This is a genomic window from Arthrobacter sp. NA-172, from assembly GCF_043952055.1.
Taxonomy (GTDB): Bacteria; Actinomycetota; Actinomycetes; order Actinomycetales; family Micrococcaceae; genus Arthrobacter.
On record NZ_JBINOT010000001.1, the window covers coordinates 2,459,381 to 2,483,008 of the forward strand.

General features: G+C 63.2%; 22 protein-coding genes and 3 pseudogenes. 18 read left to right on the forward strand and 7 right to left on the reverse strand.

All coding sequences use genetic code 11. The features are described from left to right. Nucleotides 1–9 precede the first annotated feature (9 nt). Nucleotides 10–663 carry a DUF4190 domain-containing protein gene (locus tag ACF0H6_RS12170; protein WP_395249808.1) on the forward strand — a complete coding sequence of 218 codons (654 nt, stop codon included), beginning with the start codon at nucleotides 10–12 and terminating at the stop codon, nucleotides 661–663. A gap of 89 nt (nucleotides 664–752) precedes the next feature. Here the strand turns inward: ACF0H6_RS12170 and ACF0H6_RS12175 are convergent, their stop codons facing one another. The 3 genes from ACF0H6_RS12175 to ACF0H6_RS12185 are packed head-to-tail and all read right to left on the reverse strand — an operon-like array spanning nucleotide 753 to nucleotide 4,486. Then, on the reverse strand, nucleotides 753–2,222 hold the full coding sequence (locus ACF0H6_RS12175; RefSeq protein ID WP_395249809.1) for a peptide MFS transporter: 1,470 nt from the start codon (nucleotides 2,220–2,222) through the stop codon (nucleotides 753–755). Nucleotides 2,223–2,280: 58 nt separating this feature from the next. Next, complete coding sequence (locus ACF0H6_RS12180; RefSeq protein WP_395249810.1) at nucleotides 2,281–3,750, reverse strand: amidase; 1,470 nt, start codon at nucleotides 3,748–3,750, stop codon at nucleotides 2,281–2,283. Beyond that, nucleotides 3,743–4,486, reverse strand: a complete 744-nt coding sequence (locus tag ACF0H6_RS12185) for a Type 1 glutamine amidotransferase-like domain-containing protein (RefSeq protein ID WP_395249811.1) — start codon at nucleotides 4,484–4,486, stop codon at nucleotides 3,743–3,745. The genes ACF0H6_RS12180 and ACF0H6_RS12185 overlap by 8 nt, the downstream gene beginning before the upstream one ends. 186 nt (nucleotides 4,487–4,672) lie before the next feature. Between ACF0H6_RS12185 and ACF0H6_RS12190 the strand changes: the two genes are divergently transcribed. From ACF0H6_RS12190 to ACF0H6_RS12200, 3 genes and pseudogenes are all read left to right on the forward strand, one after another. Next, nucleotides 4,673–4,999 (forward strand): rhodanese-like domain-containing protein, encoded by a 327-nt coding sequence (locus tag ACF0H6_RS12190; RefSeq protein WP_395249812.1) that lies wholly within the window; start codon nucleotides 4,673–4,675, stop codon nucleotides 4,997–4,999. Nucleotides 5,000–5,029: 30 nt separating this feature from the next. Beyond that, a pseudogene (pheA, locus tag ACF0H6_RS12195) lies at nucleotides 5,030–5,991 on the forward strand (prephenate dehydratase). Nucleotides 5,992–6,165: 174 nt separating this feature from the next. Then, complete coding sequence (locus tag ACF0H6_RS12200; protein WP_395249813.1) at nucleotides 6,166–6,414, forward strand: hypothetical protein; 249 nt, start codon at nucleotides 6,166–6,168, stop codon at nucleotides 6,412–6,414. 25 nt (nucleotides 6,415–6,439) lie between these two features. Here ACF0H6_RS12200 and ACF0H6_RS12205 read toward each other — a convergent pair whose 3' ends face one another. Continuing rightward, nucleotides 6,440–7,486, reverse strand: a complete 1,047-nt coding sequence (locus tag ACF0H6_RS12205; RefSeq protein WP_395249814.1) for a diacylglycerol/lipid kinase family protein — start codon at nucleotides 7,484–7,486, stop codon at nucleotides 6,440–6,442. A gap of 111 nt (nucleotides 7,487–7,597) precedes the next feature. Between ACF0H6_RS12205 and serS the strand changes: the two genes are divergently transcribed. The 3 genes from serS to ACF0H6_RS12220 all read left to right on the forward strand — a co-directional run bounded on the left by serS (nucleotide 7,598) and on the right by ACF0H6_RS12220 (nucleotide 11,151). Then, nucleotides 7,598–8,878: a serine--tRNA ligase gene (gene serS / locus ACF0H6_RS12210; RefSeq protein ID WP_395249815.1), complete on the forward strand. Its 1,281-nt coding sequence runs from the start codon at nucleotides 7,598–7,600 to the stop codon at nucleotides 8,876–8,878. Nucleotides 8,879–9,439: 561 nt separating this feature from the next. After that, nucleotides 9,440–10,126 (forward strand): hypothetical protein, encoded by a 687-nt coding sequence (locus tag ACF0H6_RS12215; RefSeq protein ID WP_395249816.1) that lies wholly within the window; start codon nucleotides 9,440–9,442, stop codon nucleotides 10,124–10,126. Nucleotides 10,127–10,305: 179 nt separating this feature from the next. Further along, nucleotides 10,306–11,151 (forward strand): HAD family hydrolase, encoded by an 846-nt coding sequence (locus ACF0H6_RS12220; RefSeq protein WP_395249817.1) that lies wholly within the window; start codon nucleotides 10,306–10,308, stop codon nucleotides 11,149–11,151. Here ACF0H6_RS12220 and ACF0H6_RS12225 read toward each other — a convergent pair. The 3 genes from ACF0H6_RS12225 to ACF0H6_RS12235 form a co-directional block, all read right to left on the reverse strand. Further along, nucleotides 11,096–12,250 carry an aromatic acid exporter family protein gene (locus ACF0H6_RS12225; RefSeq protein ID WP_395249818.1) on the reverse strand — a complete coding sequence of 385 codons (1,155 nt, stop codon included), beginning with the start codon at nucleotides 12,248–12,250 and terminating at the stop codon, nucleotides 11,096–11,098. The genes ACF0H6_RS12220 and ACF0H6_RS12225 overlap by 56 nt on opposite strands. A 93-nt stretch (nucleotides 12,251–12,343) precedes the next feature. Continuing rightward, nucleotides 12,344–12,943: a hypothetical protein gene (locus ACF0H6_RS12230; protein WP_395249819.1), complete on the reverse strand. Its 600-nt coding sequence runs from the start codon at nucleotides 12,941–12,943 to the stop codon at nucleotides 12,344–12,346. Nucleotides 12,944–13,100: 157 nt separating this feature from the next. Then, nucleotides 13,101–13,589: an inorganic diphosphatase gene (locus tag ACF0H6_RS12235; protein WP_395249820.1), complete on the reverse strand. Its 489-nt coding sequence runs from the start codon at nucleotides 13,587–13,589 to the stop codon at nucleotides 13,101–13,103. A 319-nt stretch (nucleotides 13,590–13,908) separates the two neighbouring features. Here ACF0H6_RS12235 and dacB point away from each other — a divergent pair, with 319 nt between their 5' ends. From dacB to folE, 11 genes and pseudogenes are all read left to right on the forward strand, one after another. Next, complete coding sequence (dacB, locus tag ACF0H6_RS12240) at nucleotides 13,909–15,276, forward strand: D-alanyl-D-alanine carboxypeptidase/D-alanyl-D-alanine-endopeptidase (protein WP_395249948.1); 1,368 nt, start codon at nucleotides 13,909–13,911, stop codon at nucleotides 15,274–15,276. Nucleotides 15,277–15,335: 59 nt separating this feature from the next. Beyond that, nucleotides 15,336–16,448 (forward strand): zinc-dependent metalloprotease, encoded by a 1,113-nt coding sequence (locus ACF0H6_RS12245; protein ID WP_395249821.1) that lies wholly within the window; start codon nucleotides 15,336–15,338, stop codon nucleotides 16,446–16,448. 110 nt (nucleotides 16,449–16,558) lie between these two features. After that, nucleotides 16,559–17,597: pseudogene (gene tilS, locus ACF0H6_RS12250) on the forward strand (tRNA lysidine(34) synthetase TilS). Between the two features lie 31 nt (nucleotides 17,598–17,628). Continuing rightward, nucleotides 17,629–18,180: a hypoxanthine phosphoribosyltransferase gene (hpt, locus tag ACF0H6_RS12255; RefSeq protein WP_395249822.1), complete on the forward strand. Its 552-nt coding sequence runs from the start codon at nucleotides 17,629–17,631 to the stop codon at nucleotides 18,178–18,180. 154 nt (nucleotides 18,181–18,334) lie between these two features. Next, nucleotides 18,335–18,940: a SipW-dependent-type signal peptide-containing protein gene (locus ACF0H6_RS12260; protein ID WP_395249823.1), complete on the forward strand. Its 606-nt coding sequence runs from the start codon at nucleotides 18,335–18,337 to the stop codon at nucleotides 18,938–18,940. Nucleotides 18,941–18,949: 9 nt separating this feature from the next. After that, nucleotides 18,950–19,105: pseudogene (locus ACF0H6_RS12265) on the forward strand (SipW-dependent-type signal peptide-containing protein); the annotation flags it as partial. A 102-nt stretch (nucleotides 19,106–19,207) separates the two neighbouring features. Then, a complete protein-coding gene (locus ACF0H6_RS12270) occupies nucleotides 19,208–19,585 on the forward strand; it encodes a hypothetical protein (RefSeq protein WP_395249960.1) in 378 nt (125 codons plus the stop codon). A gap of 177 nt (nucleotides 19,586–19,762) precedes the next feature. Then, entirely contained in the window at nucleotides 19,763–20,122 is a 360-nt protein-coding gene (locus tag ACF0H6_RS12275; RefSeq protein ID WP_395249824.1) for a signal peptidase I, read from the forward strand. After that, nucleotides 20,110–20,676, forward strand: a complete 567-nt coding sequence (locus tag ACF0H6_RS12280) for a hypothetical protein (RefSeq protein WP_395249825.1) — start codon at nucleotides 20,110–20,112, stop codon at nucleotides 20,674–20,676. The genes ACF0H6_RS12275 and ACF0H6_RS12280 overlap by 13 nt, the downstream gene beginning before the upstream one ends. A gap of 203 nt (nucleotides 20,677–20,879) precedes the next feature. Beyond that, nucleotides 20,880–22,949, forward strand: coding sequence for an ATP-dependent zinc metalloprotease FtsH (ftsH, locus tag ACF0H6_RS12285; protein WP_395249826.1), 2,070 nt, complete (start codon nucleotides 20,880–20,882; stop codon nucleotides 22,947–22,949). A gap of 10 nt (nucleotides 22,950–22,959) precedes the next feature. Beyond that, nucleotides 22,960–23,628, forward strand: coding sequence for a GTP cyclohydrolase I FolE (gene folE, locus ACF0H6_RS12290; RefSeq protein WP_395249827.1), 669 nt, complete (start codon nucleotides 22,960–22,962; stop codon nucleotides 23,626–23,628).

Genomic DNA, 23,628 nt, shown 5'->3' on the forward strand with positions numbered 1-23,628 from the left:
GGATTTTCCATGACAGACCAGCCAGCTAAACCCGAGGACGCACCGCAGGGTGACGAAACGCCTCAGGTTAACGAACCGTCCAAAGGCTACGAACCGCCGTCGTACGTTCCACCGGCACCGCAAGCCGCTTCAAACACCCACGGCGAGCAGCCATTCGCCTCACCCGCTGCTCCGGGCCCCTACGGCCAGCCCCCGACGCAGCCGCACACCCAGCAGCCCCCGACGCAACAGCCGCAGGAACCGTATGGTCAGCCCCAAGGCGGTCCGGCGCAATACGGTCAGCCCCAATACCCCCAGCAGCCTGCCTACGGCCAACCGACGTCGCCCTATGCCCAGGCTCCGCAGGGCCAGCCTGCCTACGGCCAACCGCCCAGCCCGTACGGGCAGCCCGCCTACTATGGCATGCCGGTTGAGCCCAAAGGCCTAAGCATTGCCAGCATGTGCTGCGGCATCGCCGTCTTTCTGGGCTTTGGCTTCTTCGTATTGCCCCAGATTGCCGCGGTGGTCCTCGGACACATGGCCATGAAGAAGGAGCCTGCCGGCAAAGGTATGGCCATCGCGGGGCTGGTGATGGGATACCTGGGCATCATCGGAGTGATCATCTTCTGGGTCTTCATAGCTATTTTTGCCTCTACCGCTTCGCGCTACAACTACAACTACTAACCACGACGACGGCGGCCGGCGCGTTGGTGGGAATCCCACTCAGCGCACCGGCCGCCGTCGTTGTTTGAATTGCCTTATCTAGAGGATTGCTAGCGGACCCCGCCCATCAACTTTTTGATGGCAGGCGAGCCAGCAGCCAAGGCCACGGCGATCACCACGGCCGTGCCGCCGACGCCAAGGAAGTACGGCAGTTCGTTGTCAGCGTTGTACAGCCCGGCCAGGATGCCGGCCAGCGCGGTGCCGAGGGACACCGAAAGGAAGAACAGGGCCACCATCTGGGTGTGGAACGCCTGGGGGGCCAGCTTGGTGCTCACGGACAGCCCGATGGGGGACAGGAACAGTTCCGCCAAGGTGAAGAGGAACAGGATTCCTACGAGCGCCAGCAACGGGGTCTTTCCTGCGCCACTCAGGGGGATGAACGCCAGGAAAGCCAACCCCATGACGAAGAGTCCGGCAGCGAACTTGACAGGGGATCCCGGCTGCTTCGGTCCAAGTTTTGTCCACAGGGCAGCCATGACGCCTGCGAAGACGATGATGAATACAGGGTTGATGGACTGTACCCAGGCTGCCGGCATTTCCCAGCCGAAGAGGTTGCGGTCCAGTTTTTCCTCCGAGTACACGGCAATGAACGTGAACTGCTGCTGGAAAAGTGCCCAGAACGCTGCCGACGCGATATACAGCGGAATGAACGCGACAACACGCTTGCGTTCAAGCGGCGTGACCTTCTTGCTTCGGAAGATCAGCGTGAAATAGATCACTGAGGCGACAATGGCGGCGTAAGCCATGCTGCGGGCCAGGTTGCTCGGGTTTACCACGCCGGTCATCAGCAGCACAGCGATCACGACGGCGATGCCGAGGAAGATGAGCCCGTAACGGCTCCGCTGTACGGAGGGGAGGGGGTTCGGGACGCGGTGGGCTTCTTCCGGCAGCTTGTTGCGGCCGAGTACGTAGATGGTGAGGCCGATTGCCATGCCGACGGCGGCAGCGCCGAAGCCCCAGTGGAAGCCACTGCTTTCCTGCAACCAGCCGGTAACGAGCGGGCCGATGAGGCCACCGATGTTGATGCCCATGTAGAAGATGGAGAAGCCGGCATCGCGGCGCTCGTCCTTCTCGCCGTAGAGGCTGCCAACCAGCGCAGTGGCATTGGCCTTCAGGCCACCGGATCCTACGCCGACCAAGACGAGGCCGGCGACGAGGCCCGGGATTCCGGGCAGCAGCGCCAGTGCGATGTGGCCGGTCATGATCATGATGGCGGAGCCGAAGAGAACCCGCTCGGAACCGAAGATCCGGTCCGCCAACCAGGCGCCCAGAATCGTGGAGAGGTATACGCCTCCGCCGTACGCGCCGACCAGTCCGGCCGCGAGCGATTTGTCGATCGAGAGTCCACCGTGGTCAGCGGTGAAGTACATGTAGTAGAGCAGGATTCCCTGCATTCCGTAGAAGGAGAATCGTTCCCACATCTCTACGGAGAAAAGGCTGGCCAGCATCTTTGGGTGGCCGAAAAAGGAGGTATCGCCCGTAATTTTGGCGGGCGTCGCCGTGTCTAGAGGTGTGCTCATCTAATCTATGCTGACATTGACTAAGCGCATTGTCATATTTTTTAGATGCCTTGGGCAACTACCCGTCAAGTCCGGAGGCGTCTTTTTCGTGCACTTCCAGCTGCATTTCAAGCTGAGCGGCGAGCTGCAGGAGGAGCATTTCAGATCCCGGTTTTCCGATGAACTGGATGCCCATGGGAAGCCCGGCTCCTGACATCTGGCCTGTCCAATGAACGGGCACGGTGATCGCCGGCAGCCCGCAAACATTCACCATGGAGGACCACGGGGCGAACTCGCATTGCTTGCGATAGTCGTCGTCGGCGTCGCCCGGCCACTCCGGGGCTGGCGCCTGCTCCCCGCCGCGTGTTGTTCCGGTAAACCAGCCCACGGGCCTTGGCGTCTGTGCCAGCGCTGGCGTGAGCACCATGTCCCACTGTGCGTACTGGGCAACGGTGTCGTGGGCGAACCGCCTCAGGAAGCCGATGGCTTCGTTGACCTTCGCTGCGCTCCGTTGTTGCGCCCGACGCCGGAAGGTCCGGGTCAGCGGGGTCAGGAGGGCTTCGCGTTGCGGCAGGATACGGGCGCTCCCGACGCCGGCAGTCCAGGCCGTCGTGAACGCTTCCGGGTAGCGATTGTCGTACCGGATCGGGGCGTCGAGCACGGTATGCCCTGTTTCTGTGAGGAGCTCGATCCCTTTGGCCAGGGCATCCAAGGCCTCCTGTTCCGGGGTGAAGGGAAAGGTCTTGGACCACGGACTGTCCAAGCTCACGCCGATGCGCAATGCCTCCGGCGCTTTACCGAGGGCTGCCAGGTAGCCTCCTTTCGGCTGGATTTCGCGCGGCACCAAGGCATCCATCATCAGGGCGGCATCCGCTGCCGAACGCGCCAAGGGCCCGGCGACCACCAGCCGCGCGGCGTCGCCTACGCTTTCGCCCGACGGCACCAAACCGCGGCCAGGCTTCAATCCGAGAAGGCCACATGCCGCTGCGGGAATACGTATGGATCCGCCGCCATCGCTCCCCGGCGCAAAGGGAATCAAGCCCGCGGCAACCGCGGCAGCGCTCCCTCCCGAAGATCCGCCTGAGCTGCGGCTCCACGCGTGGGGGTTGCGCGACGGCGGTGCGATGCGGTTTTCGCTGTACGCCGTCAGCCCGAACTCCGGAACCTGTGTCTTGCCCAATGAGATGGAACCGGCGCTTTTGAGCGTGGCTGCAAGGGCACCGTCCTCCGGCACGGGTTTCCTGTCCAGTGCGGCACTTCCGTGAGTGGTGACGACTCCGGCAACGTCGGTGAGGTCTTTGAATGCCAGGGGCATCCCGTGCAGAATCGGCAGTTCGGTGCCCTCTTTGCGGCGCCGAACGTAGCTTGCATCGGCGCCCCGGGCATCGAGGATGGCCTGGTCCGCTGTTACCGTGACGAATGCGCCCAGCGAATGATCTTGCTCTCCGATCCTCATGAGGAAGTGCTCTGTTGCATCACTTGCAGAGAGGTTCCCTGCTGCCATGGCGTCGCGCAAGGCCACCGCGCCGAGTTCGTGGATTTTAACCAAGGAAACGGGACTCCAAGCGCTCCTCAACAGCAACGGCGTCGGCCGATTCTCCGGCCGCCGCCGTGACCCGATAGGCAGCCTTGCCCCGGACTTCGGCAACCACATCCACCAGTTCAGTGCCCCTATAGACGAGCCCGACGCCGTCGTCGGTGCAGTGGGTTTCCCCCAGCACGCCTTCGGCAACTAGGCGATGGACCGTCGGGCGCCGTTCCGGCTCGGAGTCATAGTGGACACCGTTGGAGTAGGGGAGGAGGCCAAGGCCGTTGGTCACTTCGCGCAATTCAGGGCCGTAAGAATCAGTGGTTCCGCCCTGGAACCAGCAAATCGAGCCGGCTGACACGCCAGCCAGCACCACGCCGCGTTCCCAGACCCGCCTCATGATGGTGTCCAGGCCGTGCGCACGCCACACGGCCAGAAGGTTGACTACCGAGCCGCCGTTGACCCACACCACGTCCTGTTCCGAAAGATACGCTTCCGGGTCGCCATGATTGGGCATCGTAAACAGGTTCAAGTGGCTGAAGTCGAAACCGGAGATCCGGGCGGCTTGGTCCAATTCCGCGGCGAACCAACGCTGATCCCCGGATGCCGTGCCGATATGCGCAACTCGCGGGGCGCGTCCGCTCACTCCAGAGAGCTCGACGGCGTGGTGTACCAAGAGGTCGAACTCCATCCTGGTGCGATGGCCGGACTTGTACCCGCCGGAAGTTGCCAGGATGGTGGGCTCGCTCGCAGGCATGTGGCTCCTCCTTCTCCTTGGATCGCGGTCCCTGTGACGGCGAACGGCTTGCGCCAAGACTAGTGCCGAGGCGGCGAAGTCAGGAAGTGCCGTAGTCAGGATGCTTCCCTGGCCGTAGCGAAGAGGGGTTAGGGGAGCCGTGGGGATAGGCTGGATGAAGACTTTAATCAACTGGGAGGAACTGACGTGAGCGATTTCGAGACCGTGCCTGTCGGCGATGTTCCGGCCGACGCGAAGATCCTGGATGTGCGGGAGGACTACGAATGGCTGGCTGGCCACGCCGAGGGCGCCCTGCACATTCCGCTTGACCAGATCCCGGCCCGGCTTGACGAAATCGATCCCGACGAGGACCTCTTTGTTATCTGCCGCACGGGTGGCCGTTCGCGGCGTGCTGCTCAGTGGCTGGTGGGGCAGGGTTACACCGCCACAAACGTCGCCGGCGGAATGGACATTTGGTTCGAGTCGGGCCGCCCGATGGTTTCGGAGAACGGCCTCAAGCCGGTCGTCCTCTAGTCACAACGCATAACACCTAAGGAATATTTGATGTCGGCACCCGCGCCCACCTACACCTTCCTCGGCCCGGAAGGCACCTTCACCGAGGCAGCACTCCTGCAGGTCCCAGGCGCCGCTGATGCCAACAGGGTGCCCTGCACCAATGTGAACACTGCGCTGGAACGGGTCCGTCTCGGGGAGGCGGATGCAGCCATGGTGCCCATCGAGAACTCAGTCGAAGGCGGAGTGACCGCAACCCTTGATGCCATAGCGACAGGATCTGAGCTTCGGATCATCCGCGAAGCCCTCGTACCGATCACCTTCGTGCTGGTAGCCCGTCCCGGGGTGCAGATTTCGGACATCCGCAGGGTTTCCACTCATGGTCATCCCTGGGCCCAGTGCAGGCTGTGGGTCGACGAAAATATACCCAATGCGGAATATGTGCCGGGATCCTCAACGGCCGCTGCCGCCGTCGGGCTCCTTGAGGATGAAACGCACTATGACGCCGCTATCTGCGCACCCCTTGTGGCCGCTGAACGTCCGGGCTTGAACGTGCTTGCGGAGAACATCGGCGACAATCCGAGCGCGGTCACCCGCTTCGTCCTGGTCAGCCGGCCGGGTGTGCTGACAGAGCGTACCGGCGCGGATAAGACAACGGTCGTGGTGCCCCTCCCCGAGGACCGCCCTGGTGCCTTGATGGAGGATCGCTGGACCAATTCGCCACCCGCGGAGTCAACTTGAGCCGGATCGAATCGCGGCCCACCGGCCAGTATCTGGGCCACTACTTCTTCAGTATCGACGCCGATGGACATGCCTCCGACGCCCGAGTGGCAGATGCTTTGGCGGGCCTGCACCGGATCAGCCCAGCCACCCGTTTCCTGGGTTCCTACGCCCGGGCCGACGAGCAGAAGTCCTTGGTTGCTCCACATACTTCGGACGCCGCTTTCGCGTCCGCGCATGCGTGGGTAGGCGGAATCCTGGGCGGAAAGCCGGCGCCGGCTGATTCAGTGTGAGCAGAGCAGGAAGCCGGCACCCCTCGGCTGTTTTTCCCGCCGGAAACCGCGGGGATCCCCTCCGCAAAGCGTTGGATAATTGACTCTTCAACCCCTATCGCGGCGCTAAAACTGTGCGTATGCTTGCTTGATCCATAATTGATGGACGCATGCCCCTAACGGAGGGAGCGGGCCATGTCGGTAAATAGCAATGACACCAGCGGCCAGGGAATGATCGTCAACCCGAAGCCCAAGGCGGACAATCAGGACTGGGACGGCGACGAAGCCGACCGCGCTGACCGGCTGCGCTTTGAGGAAGAACAGGCTATGATTCGCGAGCAATCGGAAGCCCGCGCAGCCGCCAAGGCTTTGGCAGAACGCAACTTGGCAGAACGCAACTTGGCAGAACGTAACGCGTCGGAAGCGGCAAAGAACGCCGAATAGCGTTGCCCCATTGCATCAATGCGGGTTATTGCACACGCACCAGAAGGGAACGCGGCTCCACCTTGACGGTGACCTTCGTGGCCTCGCCCGAGGGATCGCCGTCAAGCTGGGTGGCCATCGGCTCGGTGCTGCGAATGACCACTTTGCCCGAACGGTAAAAGTTCATCACCGGCAGGTTTCGGTTGTGCTTGAACAAGATCTTCGCGTACACGGCGAGCCATCCAATGGCGCTGCGGGGACTCATGACCACAACGTCCAGGACGCCGTCGTCGATCATCGCGCCGGGGATGAAGTCGATGCCGCCTGGAATCAAGCCGCAGTTGGCGAAGAGGACGCTTCGGATCTTCCGTGACTGCTCCGGCTCATCGTCCATCGCGATGGTGACCCTCTTGCGCCTGCCTGGGAGGTGGCGGACGCCGGCCTCCGTGTAAGCCAACCAGCCCACTGCCTTCTTGAGGTCGTCGTTGGTGTCGCCCACAACCTCGGCGTCCAGGCCCATGCCCGCGATCACCAGGAAAGCATGTTCCGAGGAGGCACCGGTCCGCTCATTGTGAATAGCCATGCGGGCGGTATCGATGTACCGCTGGTGGCCGAATAGGGCTGTGTGGACGTTGCCCCGGAGATCGTTGACATCCAGGTTCACATTGCGTGCCAGCAGGTTTCCGGTCCCCAGGGGGATCAGGCCGATCGCGACGCCGGTGTGCGCCAGGGCCTCTGCCACCACGCGCACAGTGCCGTCCCCGCCGCCCACGAGTACGACGTCGGCCCCGGAATTCAGGGCATCCCTGGCTTGGGAGTGGCCCGGGTCGTCGGCGGTGGTGTCGAAGAAATGGGGTTCGTCCCATCCCGCGAGCCGGCAGGCATCCCGGATGATCCTCCGGGCTTCTTCGGCCTTGGCCTTGACGGGGTTGAGCACCACGGCAACCTGCTGCGAGCCGGGGCCGGGTTTATGGGAGTCTTCGCGCACGGCGCTGCGGGTGTGCCTGGCTCTCAAGCGGCGCACGCCCCACCAACTGGAGACGGCGAAGACCACACCCCCAGCAAGAATTACGTACAGGATCCAGTCGCTCATGGTGTTTCAACCCTATCCCGCCACGCGGTGCGGCCACGCATCGTGTCTGAGGCGCTTGCCGCCGTCGGGTGCTGGCCACGGAGCCGCGCCCTGATTCGATAGTCTTGTCTGGTGATCGACGTAAAAGACCTCAGCGAAAACCCGGACAAGTTCCGTGCCAGCCAGCGCGCCCGCGGCGCCGATGAGTCCGTGGTGGACGCGATCATTTCGGCCGATGCAGACCGCCGCGCTGCCCTGATCCGCTACGAAAACCTCCGCGCGGAGCAGAATGCGTTTGGCAAAAAGGTGGCGCAGGCCAAGGGTGAGGAGAAGCAAGCACTACTCGCTGAAGTCAAGGAACTGGCCAATGCCGTCAAGGCGGCCTCCGCCGAGGCAGACGCCGCCCAGTCCAAGCAGGAAGAGCTGCTTCGTGTCATCCCCAACGTGATTGTGGACGGCGTGCCCGAAGGCGGCGAAGACGACTTCGTGGTGGTCAAGACCGTTGGCACCCCCCGCGAGTTCCCGGATTTCGAGCCGCGGGACCACTTGGAGATCGGCGAGCTCATTGGCGCGATCGACATGGAACGCGGCGCCAAGGTATCCGGTGCGCGCTTCTACTTCCTCCGCGGCGTAGGTGCGCGTCTTGAGATGGCATTGCTGCAGATGGCCATGGACCAAGCCATTGAGGCCGGCTTCGTGCCGATGATCACCCCCACTTTGGTGCGGCCGGAAACCATGCAGGGCACCGGTTTCGATGTCAAGCACGACGCCGAGATCTACCGTCTCGCCGAAGACGACCTTTACCTTGTGGGAACCTCGGAAGTGGCCCTCGCGGGCTACCATGCGGACGAGATTCTGGACCTTTCCACCGGCCCCATCCGCTACGCCGGGCAGAGCTCCTGCTACCGCCGCGAAGCCGGTTCGCACGGCAAGGACACCCGTGGCATCATCCGCGTCCACCAGTTCAACAAGGTGGAGATGTTCGTCTACTCCACGGTTGAAGAGGCCGCTGCCGAGCACCAACGGCTCCTGGCCTGGGAAGAGGAAATGCTGGCCAAGGTGGAGCTCCCGTACCGCGTGATTGACACCGCGGCCGGGGACCTCGGCATGTCCGCTGCCCGCAAGTTCGACTGCGAGGCCTGGGTCCCCACCCAGAACGCGTACCGCGAGCTCACGTCTACGTCCAACTGCACCACCTTCCAAGCCCGCCGCCTCAACATCCGTGAGCGCGTCATTAACGAAGAGGGCGCAGCCAAGGGCACCCGCGCCGTTGCCACACTGAACGGCACCCTGGCCACTACCCGCTGGATCGTAGCCATCTTGGAGCACCACCAGAACCCGGATGGCTCGGTCAACGTTCCCAAGGCACTCCAGAAGTACCTCGGCGGCCTTGAGGTCTTCCCGGTCCTGTAGGTCCTGTCTGTCTAGGTGCGTCCGGGCGCCGCACGTATCCCGCCCGTCACCTATCCCGCCCTTGTTCGCTTCCCCCGCCGTTGTTCGGTGGGAATTTCGAACAACGGCGGGATTCTTCGTTTCATGCTGTCCCCCACAGGCGATGTTGTGCACATAGAGGCTCCGGGCTGGTGACGGAGCAAGGCGAACGAAGCAGGGTGGAGGCATGGAGATTCCCAGGGCCTCATTGATACCTCAGCGATCCTGCGCACCGGAGCGCGCACGGATTCCGTCCACAACCGGTTCAAGGTCGGAAAGCTGATACGGATCCGGCGTGGCTTCTACGTAGAGGCTTCAGATTGGCTCAATGCGGAGCCTTGGGATCGATTCGCGTGGTCTGTGGTCGCGGCGACTCGTTCCATCCCCGGGGCCATCTTGTGCCGGGAGTCGGCAGCAGTGGTCAGCGGGATTCCAGTCCTGCGAACTCCAACGCACGTGGAGCTCCTGACTCCACATCAGTCCAGGGCCGGCAAGCGGAAACCGACCTTTCAGGTGATGGGAGACGGCCTAATACCCCAACGGATGAGGGAGAAGGGCGGTTACCCGCTCCGGTACCGCGCTTGCCCGGACCTGGAAGCTGTCACTCATGGCGAATTCCGATGCACCGGCCTGGTGCAGACCGCCTTGGACATGTCATTTTCCACGCGTCTCAGCCAGGCCTTGGTTGTTGCGGATGGTGTTGCCCGGGCGCTGTGGAAACTCGGTGAAATGAGCTTGGTAGGCAGCCTGCTGGATATCGATGAGATTGGTGCGGCATTGGCGGACCATCCCTATGAGGCCGCGCGAAAACGGGCCCGGATCGCGCTCGGCTTCGCTCACCCGTTGGTGGAATCGGCAGGAGAGTCGTTCAGCCGTGCTGCATTTGAGTATTTGGGGTTTGAGCAACCCCTGCTGCAACACGAAATCAGAGACTTGGACGGCTTCGTCGGCCGAAGTGACTTTTGGTGGCCGGGGCATGGCCGGGCTAAGGGTGTCGTGGGGGAGTTTGATGGCAAAGCAAAGTACACGGATGCAGAACTTAGGAATGGCCTGCCGGCGGAGGAAACCTTGTACCGGGAAAAGCTGAGGGAAGACCGGATACGCGATCTTGGATACGGTTTTGTGCGCTGGGGGTGGGCTCACGTTGAGAACCCGGAGAGACTGCGTCAGAAGCTCCTCGGTGCCGGATTGACCCCCGCCCTCGGCGCGTCCTCAAGAAGCCTCCTCTAGTTCGCAGACCATACCGTTGTTCGGTGGGAATTTCGAACAAGAGTGGGTTTCGCTGCAGCCAACCAGACCCCCAAGTTAACACTCACACTGTGGACAACGTGGGAGTATTCACCCCGTGTTAATCCCTCACTGTGGGCTTCGTCCTAGTGGGTGTCGGTGGGGTCTGCTTCACTGTAGGCATGACTATTTTGACTGATACCTCAGTCGCTGGCATCGATGACCAGCGGAATCTAAATCACAAACTCATGGTCGCGCTGGACGTCGACGGAACCCTCGTAGACCACGATGGCCACATGTCCGAGGGCGTCCGCGACGCTGCCAGGGCCGTCGTCGCCGGCGGTCACGACGTGCTGATCGCCACTGGCCGCTCCTTGAACGCCACGTTGCCCATCATTGAGCAGATCGGCATGGAGCGCGGTTACGCCGTGTGCTGCAACGGCGGCGTCACCTTGAGGCTCGATCCCCAGCTGGATGCCGGTTACGAGATCATCCACAAGGCCACCTTCGATCCCGCTCCGGCGCTGATGGCGCTCCGCGAGCAGCTTCCCTCCGCCAAGTACGCGCTCGAGGACGAGGACGGGAACTTCCTCTCCACCGAGCGATTCCAGGACGCCAGCTTCGGCGTCGAGGCAGTCGGCGTCGATTTCCAGACCATGCTGAATGCCACCGCCGTCCGGCTCGTGGTGTTCAGCAGCGAGAACACCTCCGAAGAGTTCTCGGCCGCGATCGGCAAGATCGGGCTGTCCGGAGTTACCTACTCTGTGGGCTGGACTGCTTGGCTGGATATCGCCGCCGCCGGAGTCACCAAGGCCAGCGCCTTGGAGCAGTTGCGCCAGCGGCTCGGCACACACCCGCGCCACACTGTTGCGCTGGGGGATGGCCGCAATGACATCGAGATGCTCAGCTGGGCCGGCCGCGGCGTTGCCATGGGGCAGGCTCCCGAGGAAGTCATCACCGCCGCGGACGAGGTCACCGCTTCCGTGTACGACGACGGCGCGGCAGTGGTCTTGCGCGGGCTGCTCTAAAAGGGGCGCGCAGCCGGGCTACCCGGCGGACACCCGAGTGATGATCCGCCGGAGGCTCATGGCGACCGATGCCGTGGCATTCACGGATGCCTGCCCGGCGGCGGCCTCCGTGAGATTGTCGCTCAGGGCTCCCACGCTGTCCATCGCTCGCTCCAGGCTGCTCTTGAAGCCTTCGGCGTCCCCATTCCTCCATTGCCCGATCAGGGCCGCAACATCCTCCAGTGCCTTGGACAAGCTCGCTGGTGACGCCCTCCGGAATGACCGTTCCCGCGTCCTCTTCCCAGATCACGCTTGCCAGAACGTCCGTGATGTCTTGGACGTGGAAGGTCAGCCGTTCCACCGTATGCAATTCAGCGAGGTCGCCGGCGAGGCGGCCGGCCCGACGGTGGGACCGCGGGTTCGCTTTGGCGCTCAGTTTCGCCGCATGGACGGCCGTCCGCACTGCTGCCGCGGTAACTGCGAGCTCGCCGCTGCGGCTCGCCCAGTCCTCATGGTTCGGTGGCCAGGACTCCGTCATGGCGGTGGCCATGTCTCGGAGTTGCTTGGAAAGCGCCCGTTGATGTCCTTCGGCAGCGGGATCGATGGCGTCAAGATGCAGTGGAGGGAAGACCAGCCAGTTCACAGCGAATCCGACCGCAACCCCCATGGCCATCTGCAGGACGTAGGCGAAAGAGAAACGCTCGGCATTCGAACCGCCCAGGACCAGCACAAACAGCGCCGCCATGGGAACCCACTCGGAGGCACTTCCAAGCCGTGGCAAACCGCCGATGACCACGCCCAGCCCGACGACGGCGGCCACCGACAGGGCAGTTGGGGCCGTTACCGTGGTCAGGGCGAAGGCCATGGCGATGCCGAGGCCGAGTCCCAACAGGGTTTGCAGTCCGTGTTTTGCTGAAGCCGCAACGGTGGGGTGCATGCTAACGAGGACGCCCAGCGGTGCGTAATAGGGGTAGGCAGCGGCGGCCCCTGGCATCAGTGGCGCGAGGTACCAAGCCAGCCCGGCCGCGGCAGCCGTTTTGGCGGCAAACAGGAGCCGATGACCCGTGGCAGCCTGCCTAAGACCTCGGAGAAGACGCGGAATATTTGCCCCGGGGATCATAAACCCAAGGTAGGCGGAGAGAGCGGGGCATGTCGAGGACTAGGTTCGCTTGAAGGCGACGGATTGCCGCCCTGGCCGCGGAACTTGCGGGATTCAGCGGACCTCGAGGATCATCCCGAGAAGCCGGGCGGCTGCCGGCCTGGCGGCATGTTCCTCGGCCCATTGGGCGCGGGCGAGTGCCTTGCTGACGGCCTGGGTGCTGATCCCGAGTTCCTGGGCCACGGCCTTCTGTTGGCCCCGCACGCCAGGCGTCAGCAGGTCCAAGACCCGCCATTCGGCAACGCTGCGGTGCTGCACTATGTGTCCTAGAAGCCGGAGCACAGCTTCTGATTCGGCTGCCAGGGCGGCAAGCGGACCCTCAACAGCCACAGGGATGCGCTCCTTGCCGTTCCGCAAACGGTTAACGGCGCGGCGGGCGTAGACCAGCCCGTGCCCGGAGGCGTCTTTGATTTGCCTAGGCAGGGGTTCATTGACGGGTCCAACGCCGATTCCGACGTACCACTGCCCGCTCCGCAAGGCGATGAGTGCGCTTTCCACAGCCTGGTGCGGGTCTTCCACAATGCCTTGGACTTCATCTTCCACCGAGCGGTCAAAGTCCAGGCGCGCAGGGATGTGGCGCAGGTCTTTCAACAGCTGCGGGACGAGGTCCCCGTGGGCGCGGCTGTCGCGTTGGTTGATGGTCAAGGTGAACATTGTGGATCACACACTACCGGCAGGTAGCGCACATTCAAGCGGTTAATCGGGAGTCGTCTTGCACATGACAACGGCGGGTGCGGTTCCATGGAACCGCACCCGCCGTCATCGTAGGTTTGAAATTGGCGCTACCGGGACCCGTAGGCCCAAGCGGGCCTTAGTGGCTGCTCGGAACGTAACGCTTGATGGAAGCTTCCAGCTCGGCCTCGGCAGCTGCGCGGTCGGCCCAGCCTTCGGCCTTGACCCACTTGCCCGGCTCAAGGTCCTTGTAACGGGTGAAGAAGTGTTCGATTTCCTTGATCAGGAATTCGCTGACATCCGAGATTTCCTGGATGTGGTCGAAGCGGGGGTCGGCCGGAACGCAGAGGACCTTGGCGTCGCCGCCGCCGTCGTCGGTCATGTTGAAAACGCCGATGGGGCGGGCCGAGACAATGACGCCGGGGTGCAGGTCGAAGTCCTGCAGGAGAACCAGTGCGTCCAGCGGGTCGCCGTCCTCGCCCAGGGTGTTCTCGAAGAACCCGTAGTGGGTGGGGTACTGCATGGACGTGAACAGGACGCGGTCCAGGCGGACGCGGCCGGTCTCGTGGTCAACTTCGTACTTGACGCGCGACCCCTTGGGGATCTCGATCGTGACGTCGTGCTTCATGGAATGCTCCTTGACGGTATTGGCATGGGCGCGGCAACAGAGCAGCCGACGCCGCCGACTACTATTGAGGATATAGCGAGAGGCCCAAGTTTCTTGAAACGGTGGGGACATTCAAGACTTTGAGGACTAATGCTGCATGAAGGGCGTTGACGGGGCGGAGACGGAAAAGCCGTCAATGGACCAACAGGAGACCCCGGTTTTCAGGCCCAGAAAACCGAAATCGAGGGGCCTTGGCAGCTTCCTGCCACCGGCGTTGCTGCCGTCTACCCTCCTGCCCTTGGCCTTGCTGACCCTGGTCATCGCCGCCTTGGCCGTGCCGATGGGCCTCGGTGTGGCATCCGGATTCTTCGGTTTCTCCGGGACCACCACTCAACCCACGCCCACCGTGCCGGCCTGGCAGCAGGTTCCGAGCCAGCTGAGCCGCACCCAGGTGGTTGCTCCCCTTGACGCGTCCGCCCCGGTCCCGCTGCCAGCCAATGTCACCAGCCAGCTCAACGCCACCCTGACCCCCGACGGCGGGGGAGACTTCACCGGCGTCGTAGAGGACGCGTTGACCGGACTTCCCCTCTACGACCGCGACGGCGCCAAGAACCGGGTGCCGGCGTCCAACATGAAGCTACTCACCGCCGTCGCGGCGCTGCGGGCAATCGGCCCGGAGACGCGCTTCAGCACGCGCGTCCTGGCGGGATCCTCGGCGTCGACCATCATCCTGAGCGCCGGAGGCGACGTCCTTCTCGGCGCCGGCCCGTCGCAGCCCGGCGAGGTCCTTGGCCATGCAGGACTCGAAACACTCGCCGGGGACGTGGTCAAAACACTCCAGAACCGTGGAGTCAAAGGCCAAGTCACGGTGCAGTTGGACGATGGGTTGTTCACCGGACCCGCCTTGAATCCGGCGTGGAGCCTCGACGACGTCGCGGCCGGGGAAACGGCGCCGATCTTCCCGATCGCGCTCAACTCGGCGCGGACCAGCCCGAGCGTCACTACCGGTCCACGTCCCCAGGACGCTGCTCTCACCGCAGCCGAGGCTTTCGCGGGCAAACTCCAAGCCGTGGGCGCCGCCGCGGGATTCACGGTGGCACCTGGTGTGGAACGCGCCAAGGCCCCGGCAGGAAAGCCGGACGTCCTCGCCAGCGTGGAATCTGCAACTGTCCGCGAGCAAGTGGATCTGATGCTGGAGACTTCGGACAACTATCTCGCCGAGACATTCGGCCGGATGGCCGCGGTGTCCGGGGGGAAGCCCGGATCGAACTACGGTGCGACGGCGGCCGTGAGCGCCCAGTTGGCGGAGCTCGGAATCGCCACGAGCTCCATGCACTTGGCCGACGTGTCCGGCTTGGCCTTGGACAACCAAGTGTCAACGAGGCAATTCGCAGACGTGGTGCGGACCATTACCTCCGGACCGGACACGCGCCTCCGTGCCGCACTCGCCGGATTTCCTGTCGCCGGCCTGACGGGGACGCTGGGTGACCGCTACGGCGACGCCAGCACTTCGCAAGGTGCCGGGCTGGTACGGGCCAAGACCGGAACACTGAATTCGGTCATTGCATTGAGCGGTTATGTAGTGGACGCAAACGGCCGTCTTTTGGTGTTCTCCTTCATCGGAAACGGGCTGACGCCGGGCGCCGCCGGGAACAAGGTGGCACTGGACAGGTCCGCCACGGCCCTCGCGTCGTGTGGTTGCCGCTAGGAAGCCAGCGTTCGCCGTTGAGCGAACTTAAGGGCACAGATTCAGCCTGCTGTGTTCTGATGGATCCTATGGAGTCTCAGCAGCAAGCCCAGTCCCTCATCAACTGGGAGCTGGCCGCCTCCACGGCTGCCCGGCTCGCTCCCCCGGGACCTGCCCTGAGCCCGGCCGAGATCGGCAAAGCCGTGGATAACCTCCGCCACAGCGCGGATATCTCGGTACCGCACGTGCATGAGATTACCGGCTTGGAAGCCGCACGCGATCTCCGCGATTCCCATGTCCTGGTAGTGGACCGGGCGTCGTGGGCGAAGGCCAACACCCAGAGCTTTGCTGTGATGCTCCAGCCGGCCCTCCGGCAAATGCTGGATTCCCGTCGCGGCCCGGCGATGACTCCGGCTGCTGCGGCCGCGAGTGGAGCCATCACGGGCAGCCAGCTCGGAGCTGTTCTTGCCTTCTTGTCGAGCAAGGTCCTGGGCCAGTACGATCCCTTCGCGGCGCTCGCCCCGGACTCGAAAGCACCGCCTGCCGGCCGGCTCCTTTTGGTTGCTCCGAACATCATTTCCGTGGAGCGTGAGCTCAATGTGGATCCAGACGATTTCCGCCTGTGGGTTTGCCTCCACGAGCAGACTCACCGGGTCCAGTTCGCGGCTGCGCCTTGGCTCCGGACCCACATGCTTGAGGAAATCGAGCGGCTCAGCACCAACCTGCTTGGCAATGTGGACTCCATTATGGACCGTGCCACAGCCGCGGCGCGATCCCTGCGCGACCGCTCCGCCGGTGCAACCCCCGGCCGTGGAGCCATCTTGGACCTCCTCCAGAACCCGGACGAAAAAGCCTCCCTCTCGCACCTCACAGCGGTCATGAGCTTGCTCGAAGGCCACGCCAATGTGGTGATGGATGCCGTCGATTCAACCCTGATCCCTTCAGTGAAGACCATCAGGCAGCGGTTCAACGCGCGGGGCAAGGACCGCGGGGTGATGGAGAAATTTATCCGCAACATCCTCGGCCTGGATGCCAAGATGCGCCAATACAGTGACGGAGCCAAGTTTGTCCGGGAAGTGGTTGCGGTGGCCGGCATGGAAGGCCTGAACCGGGTCTGGGAATCGGCCGACCAGTTGCCCACGGAACCCGAAATCCACGATCCCAAGCTGTGGCTTGAGCGGATGGGGCTGTGATCGCGGATTCCGCGTCGGGAGCCCCCGAGACAAGTAGAAGCAGGACAAGCAAAAACAGCGGACGACGGCGGCCCGGGCGTTTGGCGCCCGTCGTGGGCAAGGCGCGGAACATGCTGCAGGACGCGCTGGCATCAGCAGGCCATCCAGGTCGAGTCCTCGTGGCCTGCAGCGGCGGCCCTGACTCCTTGGCCCTCGCGTCCGTGGCTGCCTACTTCGCCCGTCGTGGCCATGTGCAAGGCCACCCGGTGAGCGTGGCCGCCGTCGTCGTGGACCACCAACTGCAGGAAGGCTCGGGTGAGGTCGCAGCACGCACCACTGCGATCCTGAAGGACCTGGGCCTTTCGCCCGTTCAGCTGCGGACTGTGGAGGTGGCGGCCACGGGATTCGGGCCTGAAGCTGCTGCCCGCGACGCGCGGCACGCGGCCCTGGACGCGGCCGCGACAGAGCTCAACTGCGACGCGATCCTGCTCGGGCACACCTTGGATGACCAAGCGGAACAGGTGCTGCTGGGCTTGGCCCGTGGCTCCGGAACCCGCTCACTTGCCGGAATGCGTCCCGCCCGCGGCAAGCTCCTCCGTCCCTTCCTGGGCCTGCGCCGAGCGGAAACCCTCGAAATCTGCGAGGTCGAGGAGCTCGAAGGCCTGGCACGACCCCAGCAACGCGGACCCCGCCTACGCCCGCTCGCGTACCAGGGCCGAGGTCATGCCCGTGCTTGAGGAAAAGCTCGGTCCCGGCGTTGCCGAATCGCTCGCCCGCACGGCCTCGATCCTCCAGCAGGACGCAGATTTCCTGGAGCAGCTTGCCGCGGAGAGCTATGCGAGCCTTGTGAACCGGACCGACGACGGCGTCTGGCTCCCCGAAGATTCCCTGAGGGAACTGGCCCCCTCGTTGAGGTTCCGTGTCATCGCCAAGGCAGCCACCGACGTCGGGGGCCAGCAGCCGGGCTACGGGCGCCTCCAGGCGGCCGAAGCGTTGCTGCGCCGGCAGGGTTCGGCCGGTCCGGTACAGCTCCCCGGAAGCGTCAGCGTCTATCGCGTGTCGCTGAGTGAATTGGAGCGGGAGGCCTCCGCAGGGGGAGCCGCCGTTCCCCGCGAAGGCGGCGGCTGTGGGAAGCTAGTATTCCGGCATCACAAATCGCCCCAACACTAGCCGCACCCACGCATCAACACAGGAGCCATTGGTGGATTCAAACGACGTCCAGGCAGACCTCAAGCACGTTCTCTACACCAAGGAGCAGATCCAGCAACGGATCGGCGAACTGGCTGCACAGATCGACAAGGACTACGAAGGCCGTGAACTGCTGATCGTGGGCGTCCTCAAGGGCGCCGTCATGGTCATGGCCGACCTCGCGCGTGCCCTGCACAGCCACGTCAGCATGGACTGGATGGCCGTGTCTTCCTACGGTTCCGGCACGCAGTCCTCCGGCGTCGTGCGCATCCTCAAGGACCTCGACACCGACCTCATGGGCAAGGATGTCCTGATTGTCGAAGACATCATTGACTCTGGCCTGACCCTGTCCTGGCTCAAGACCAACCTGGAGTCCCGCGGCACGGCTTCCGTGGAAATCTGTACCGCCTTCCGTAAGCCGGCAGCCGCCAAAGTGGACATTGACGTCAAGTACATCGGCTATGACCTCCCCAATGAATTCGTCGTGGGCTACGGCCTGGATTACGCAGAAAAGTACCGGAACCTGGAATTTATCGGCACCCTCGCCCCGCACGTTTACGAATAGCCCGCAAAGCCGCTGAATGAGCGGCGAATTGAAGGCGGCCTCCCCTTGGGGAGGCCGCCTTTTCTTTTGACTCCTTTGGGGTCCATTGGGCAAAGAAGACTATTTGCGTGTTAGCGTTCTGCTCAATCGCTTTGATTTGACCTTGGGGGGCATCTTGAAAACGGATTCGGTTTCATCGATTAAGCGTGGGAAGATTCGGGCCGTTCTGGCCGGCGGATTGGTTCTGGGGGTCGGCGCAGTAGCGGTCCTGGCTGCTTGGAATGATTCCGAGTTCGCCACAGGAACGTTCACGGCAGGCAATTTCAATCTAGAGGGCAGCACGGACGGCACCGCCTACGCGGACCACAACAGTTCCCCGGGGGCCACCCTGCCATTTACCCTCAACCCGGGCAACCTCGCGCCAGGGGACACGGTTTACGCGCCCTTTGCGGTGCGGTTGGCGGCCAATACCTCCACGGGGTCCACTGTCACCGTGAATGCAGGCACTGCTACCGGCTCGGTGGCGCACCTCACGTACGAACTCATTGCACCCTCGGCTTTCGGCTGCTCCAGTGGCACGACGGGAACCCAACTGGTTCACGCCGGAACCGCACTCGATGGAGCGCTCAGCGGTATCACCTTTTCCCTGAGTCCGGGCACCCCAACCAGTGATCCAGGCGGAGCGGTGTTTCTATGCTTCAAAGTGACTGCAGCTTCCGATCTGGTCCGAGGACAAAACGGCACGGCCACGTGGCAGTTCGCTGCAGCCTCGACTTCCTGACCGGCCACCATGTACGGACGCAAAGCGATTCGCCAACCCAGACGGGATGGACAGCGTTTCCTTCGGGTGCGAGCCATCCTTGCCGGGGGTCTGGTCCTCGGTGTTGGCAGTACTCTGACCCTCGCTGCGTGGAATGATTCCGAATTCGGAGCGGGAACATTTTCAGCCAGTTCGTTTCAGATCGAGTCGTCCATAGATTCGGGCAATGGGTGGTTGGCACACCCGACGGCGAGCTCCGCGGCGACCATGGCATTCAATCCGTCGGGAATGTCACCTACTTCCAGCAACTACGCACCCATCTGGATCCGCACCACCATGGGGTCCGTTTCCGGGACCTTGACGCTCCAAGGCGCCACAACTAGCGGCAACGCTTCCTTGGCCGCTGTCCTTGATTACAGGGTTGTTAGGTATACCTCCGGAACATGCGATTCCAGCCAGTTCATGGCAGGAGCCAGCTATATCGTGGGGTCTTCGGGTTCAAAGGCGCCGCTGACGACGGCGGGCGCTGTGACGGCCGTGACCGCGAACTCGGCCAGCGCCACACAGCTTTGCTTCGAAATCACTATGGCGGCCGCGGCGGACAACGCCCTACAGGGCACCAACGTTGCAGTCGCCTGGGAAATCAAGGGGACATCCGGCTCATGACTGTAACCGCACCTCCGGCAAGCCCGCTGCGGAAGCGCAGGAAACGTCGCCGCAGCGCCGACGTCGTCCGCGAGACGCTTCTTAATGTGGCGGCAATTGGCGGGGCGGTTTGCATCGTTTCGGTTCCTGGCGGCAGTTTTTTTCCACTTCACCCTCATCATGTTCAAGTCCGGCTCCATGTCTCCCGCAATCCCGTCGGGATCGCTCGCGATAGTGCGGGAAGTCCCGGCGTCGGACGTCCGGATCGGAGACGTCGTCACCGTGGAGCGGCCAGGGAGGCTGCCGGTTACCCACCGCGTCACCTCCGTACGCGCGGCCGTCGGCGGCAAGACCGTCCTCACGCTCAAAGGTGACGCCAACCCCGTTGAGGATCCTGCACCGTACACCGTGTCCACGGTCCGCACAGTCCTCTATTCGGTGCCGGACCTTGCCTACGTTGTTGCGGCGGCATCGAATCCTTGGGTACTGGGAAGCATGACAGTCGCGGTCTCTGCCCTAGTCACCTGGGTGTTGTGGCCGAGGCCATGCAGGGACTGATCGCAAGGCCGCACACGTCCGGCGAACGGGACAACAGTTTCAAGCGTGTGCCCAAGCTGAGGGCAGCTATCGCCACGGCCGGAGTTGCGGCCGCTCTCCTGGCGGTTCCGGTCGGAACCGCGGCAAGCGAGGCAAGCTGGACGGGTTCCGAGGTCACCGCCGGTTTGCTGACGGCGGTCACTATCGCTCCGCCAGTAATAACAGACTGCACGCTCAGCTCCGTGGCCGGGGTCAACCCTGTGATCACCGTCACCTGGAAATTCCCGGTTGGATCCGGCTATGGGATACCCGCCAACGTGAACTACTACGTGGCCAGCGGGGCCAAGCTTTCAAATTTGACGCCTGTGACGCCTGGAAGCAGCCTGACCACTACCGGACCCGCTAATGGCGCGTACACAACCCAGTTCAAATCGGCGTTATTGAGCGGACTGCTCGGCGGAACATACGGTGTGTATCTGCAGAGCAAAGACGGCTCAGGATGGGTCTCAACCTTGGCTGGGGCCAACGCTTCGATGGGCCTGGCAGGCATCAATCCGGTATGCACAGTGCAGTAGCAAATTGGTGCGGAAATAACACTGAATTTCCCGGACTCGCGGCGTCTGGGCGCCTTCGTGTACGCCTAGAGGGAACTTTTGCCCTTCACTGTGCGTGAATCACTCCGAACGGTGTAAAGCTAGAAACTGACGCAGCACCACACGCGCGCAGAAGCTGCGCCGTGCAGCACTACCAGGAGGGACGGGGCGGAGCCCCCGAACAGATGAAAGCTAAGAGTTTCTTAAAGGGCCCGGGCATCTGGATTGTTGTCGTAGTCGGCTTGCTCCTGGTGGCATTTGCAACTCTTGCCCCGGGTGGTTCCAGCCGTATCGACACCGATAAGGGCCTCGCGCTGCTCGCCCAGAGCGGCAAAGTGGAGCAAGCCAAGATCTACGATGCCGAGAACCGCGTAGATCTGACGCTCAAGGACAACCTGGTCATTGACGGCCAGGACAAGGGCAAGAACGTCCAGTTCTTCTATGTCACGCCCCGCGGCGCAGACGTCGTCAAGGCTGTCACCAACGCCGCCCCGTCCAAGGGCTTCACGGACCAGCCCGTCGAGAACAACTGGTTCTCCGGACTGTTCTCGCTCCTTATCCCCGTGCTCCTTCTGGGTGTGCTCTTCTGGTTCCTGCTCTCGCGCATGCAGGGCGGCGGTTCCAAGGTGATGCAATTCGGCAAGTCCAAAGCCAAGCTGGTCAACAAGGACATGCCGCAGGTAACTTTCGCTGACGTCGCTGGCGCAGACGAAGCCGTTGAAGAGCTCCAGGAAATCAAGGAGTTCCTTGCGGAACCGGCAAAGTTCCAGGCAGTCGGCGCCAAGATCCCCAAGGGCGTGCTTTTGTACGGCCCTCCAGGTACTGGAAAGACCCTCCTGGCCCGCGCGGTCGCCGGCGAGGCCGGCGTGCCGTTCTTCTCCATTTCGGGTTCGGACTTCGTTGAAATGTTCGTCGGCGTCGGTGCTTCCCGTGTACGCGACCTCTTCGAGCAAGCCAAGGCCAGCGCGCCCGCGATCATTTTCGTTGATGAGATCGACGCCGTCGGACGTCACCGCGGTGCCGGCATCGGCGGCGGCAACGACGAGCGTGAGCAGACCCTCAACCAGCTTCTGGTCGAAATGGACGGCTTCGACGTCAAGACGAACGTCATCCTGATTGCGGCGACAAACCGCCCGGATGTCCTGGATCCCGCCTTGCTCCGCCCTGGGCGTTTCGACCGCCAGATCACCGTAGAAGCTCCGGACCTGATTGGCCGTGAACAGATCCTGAACGTCCATGCCAAGGGCAAGCCCATGGCACACGGCGTGGACCTCAAGGGGGTCGCGAAGAAGACCCCTGGCTACACAGGTGCGGATCTCGCCAACGTGCTCAACGAGGCTGCACTTCTGACGGCGCGATCCAATGCCAACCTGATTGACGACCGCGCGCTCGACGAGGCAATCGACCGCGTCATGGCCGGCCCGCAGAAGCGCAGCCGCGTCATGAAGGAAATGGAGCGGAAGATCACCGCGTACCACGAAGGCGGCCACGCTTTGGTGGCGGCAGCTCTTCGCAATTCCGCGCCTGTCACCAAGATCACCATCCTGCCCCGAGGCCGCGCCCTCGGCTACACCATGGTGGTTCCCGAGGACGACAAGTACTCGATCACGCGCAACGAACTCCTGGACCAGATGGCCTACGCCATGGGTGGCCGGGTTGCCGAGGAAATCGTGTTCCATGACCCCTCCACGGGAGCGTCCAACGACATCGAAAAGGCCACATCGACAGCCCGCAAGATGGTCACCCAGTTCGGCATGAGCGAGCGCATCGGCGCCGTGAAGCTGGGCCAGGGCGGCGGCGAGCCGTTCCTGGGCAGGGATATGGCCCAGGAACGCAACTACTCCGACTCGGTGGCCTACATCGTTGATGAGGAAGTACGTCGGCTGATCGATCAGGCGCACGACGAGGCCTACGCCATCCTGACCGAAAACCGCGATGTCTTGGACCAGCTGGCCCTCGAACTGCTCGAGCGCGAAACCCTCAACCAGTCGGAGATCGCCTACATCTTCCGCGACATCCGCAAGCGTGACTTCCGTGAAGTCTGGCTCTCCAAGGAATCCCGTCCCGTCCAGAGCATCCCGCCGGTGGAATCCCGGGCGGAAAAGGCCGCGCGGGAAGCCCAGGAAGATGCCAAGGCTGCCCGTCTGGAAGAACCGCTGGACGCGCAGCCCCCGCACCCGCAGGGAGTAGGCAGTCAGGAGTCGTTCACGACCCCCGGGCCGGACGCGGGCACTGACGTTTCGCATCAAGGCTAAGCTTTCTGCTGTGACTCACATCGACGACGACGACTTCAGCGGTGCCGCCAGTGATGACTTTGGCGGCACCTCCGGGGGAAAATCAGGCGGCCACGGCCGTGGCCACCACTCGTATAAGGTCGACCGCCCACGTATCGAGGCGGCCGTCCGCGAGATCCTCATCGCGGTGGGTGAGGACCCGGATCGTGGTGGACTGCTGGATACGCCAAAACGCGTCGCCAAGGCTTATGCGGAGGTTTTCGCGGGCCTGCGCCAGGATCCCGAGGATGTCCTGTCCACCACGTTCGACCTCGACCACGAAGAACTCGTCCTGGTCAAGGACATTCCGTTCTACTCCACGTGTGAGCACCATTTGGTGCCTTTCCACGGCGTTGCGCATGTGGGGTACATTCCCTCCCACGACGGCAAGGTGACGGGTCTGAGCAAGCTGGCCCGGCTGGTGGACATTTACGCCCGCCGTCCCCAAGTGCAGGAGCGGCTGACGACTCAAATCGTGGAGGCGCTCGTCACCCACCTCAAGCCACGGGGAGCGATTGTCGTGGTCGAATGCGAACACATGTGCATGTCCATGCGTGGCATCCGCAAGCCCGGCGCCAAGACCGTCACCAGCGCAGTGCGCGGGCAACTTCATGATCCGGCCACCCGCGCCGAAGCCATGAGCCTCATACTCGGAAGGTAA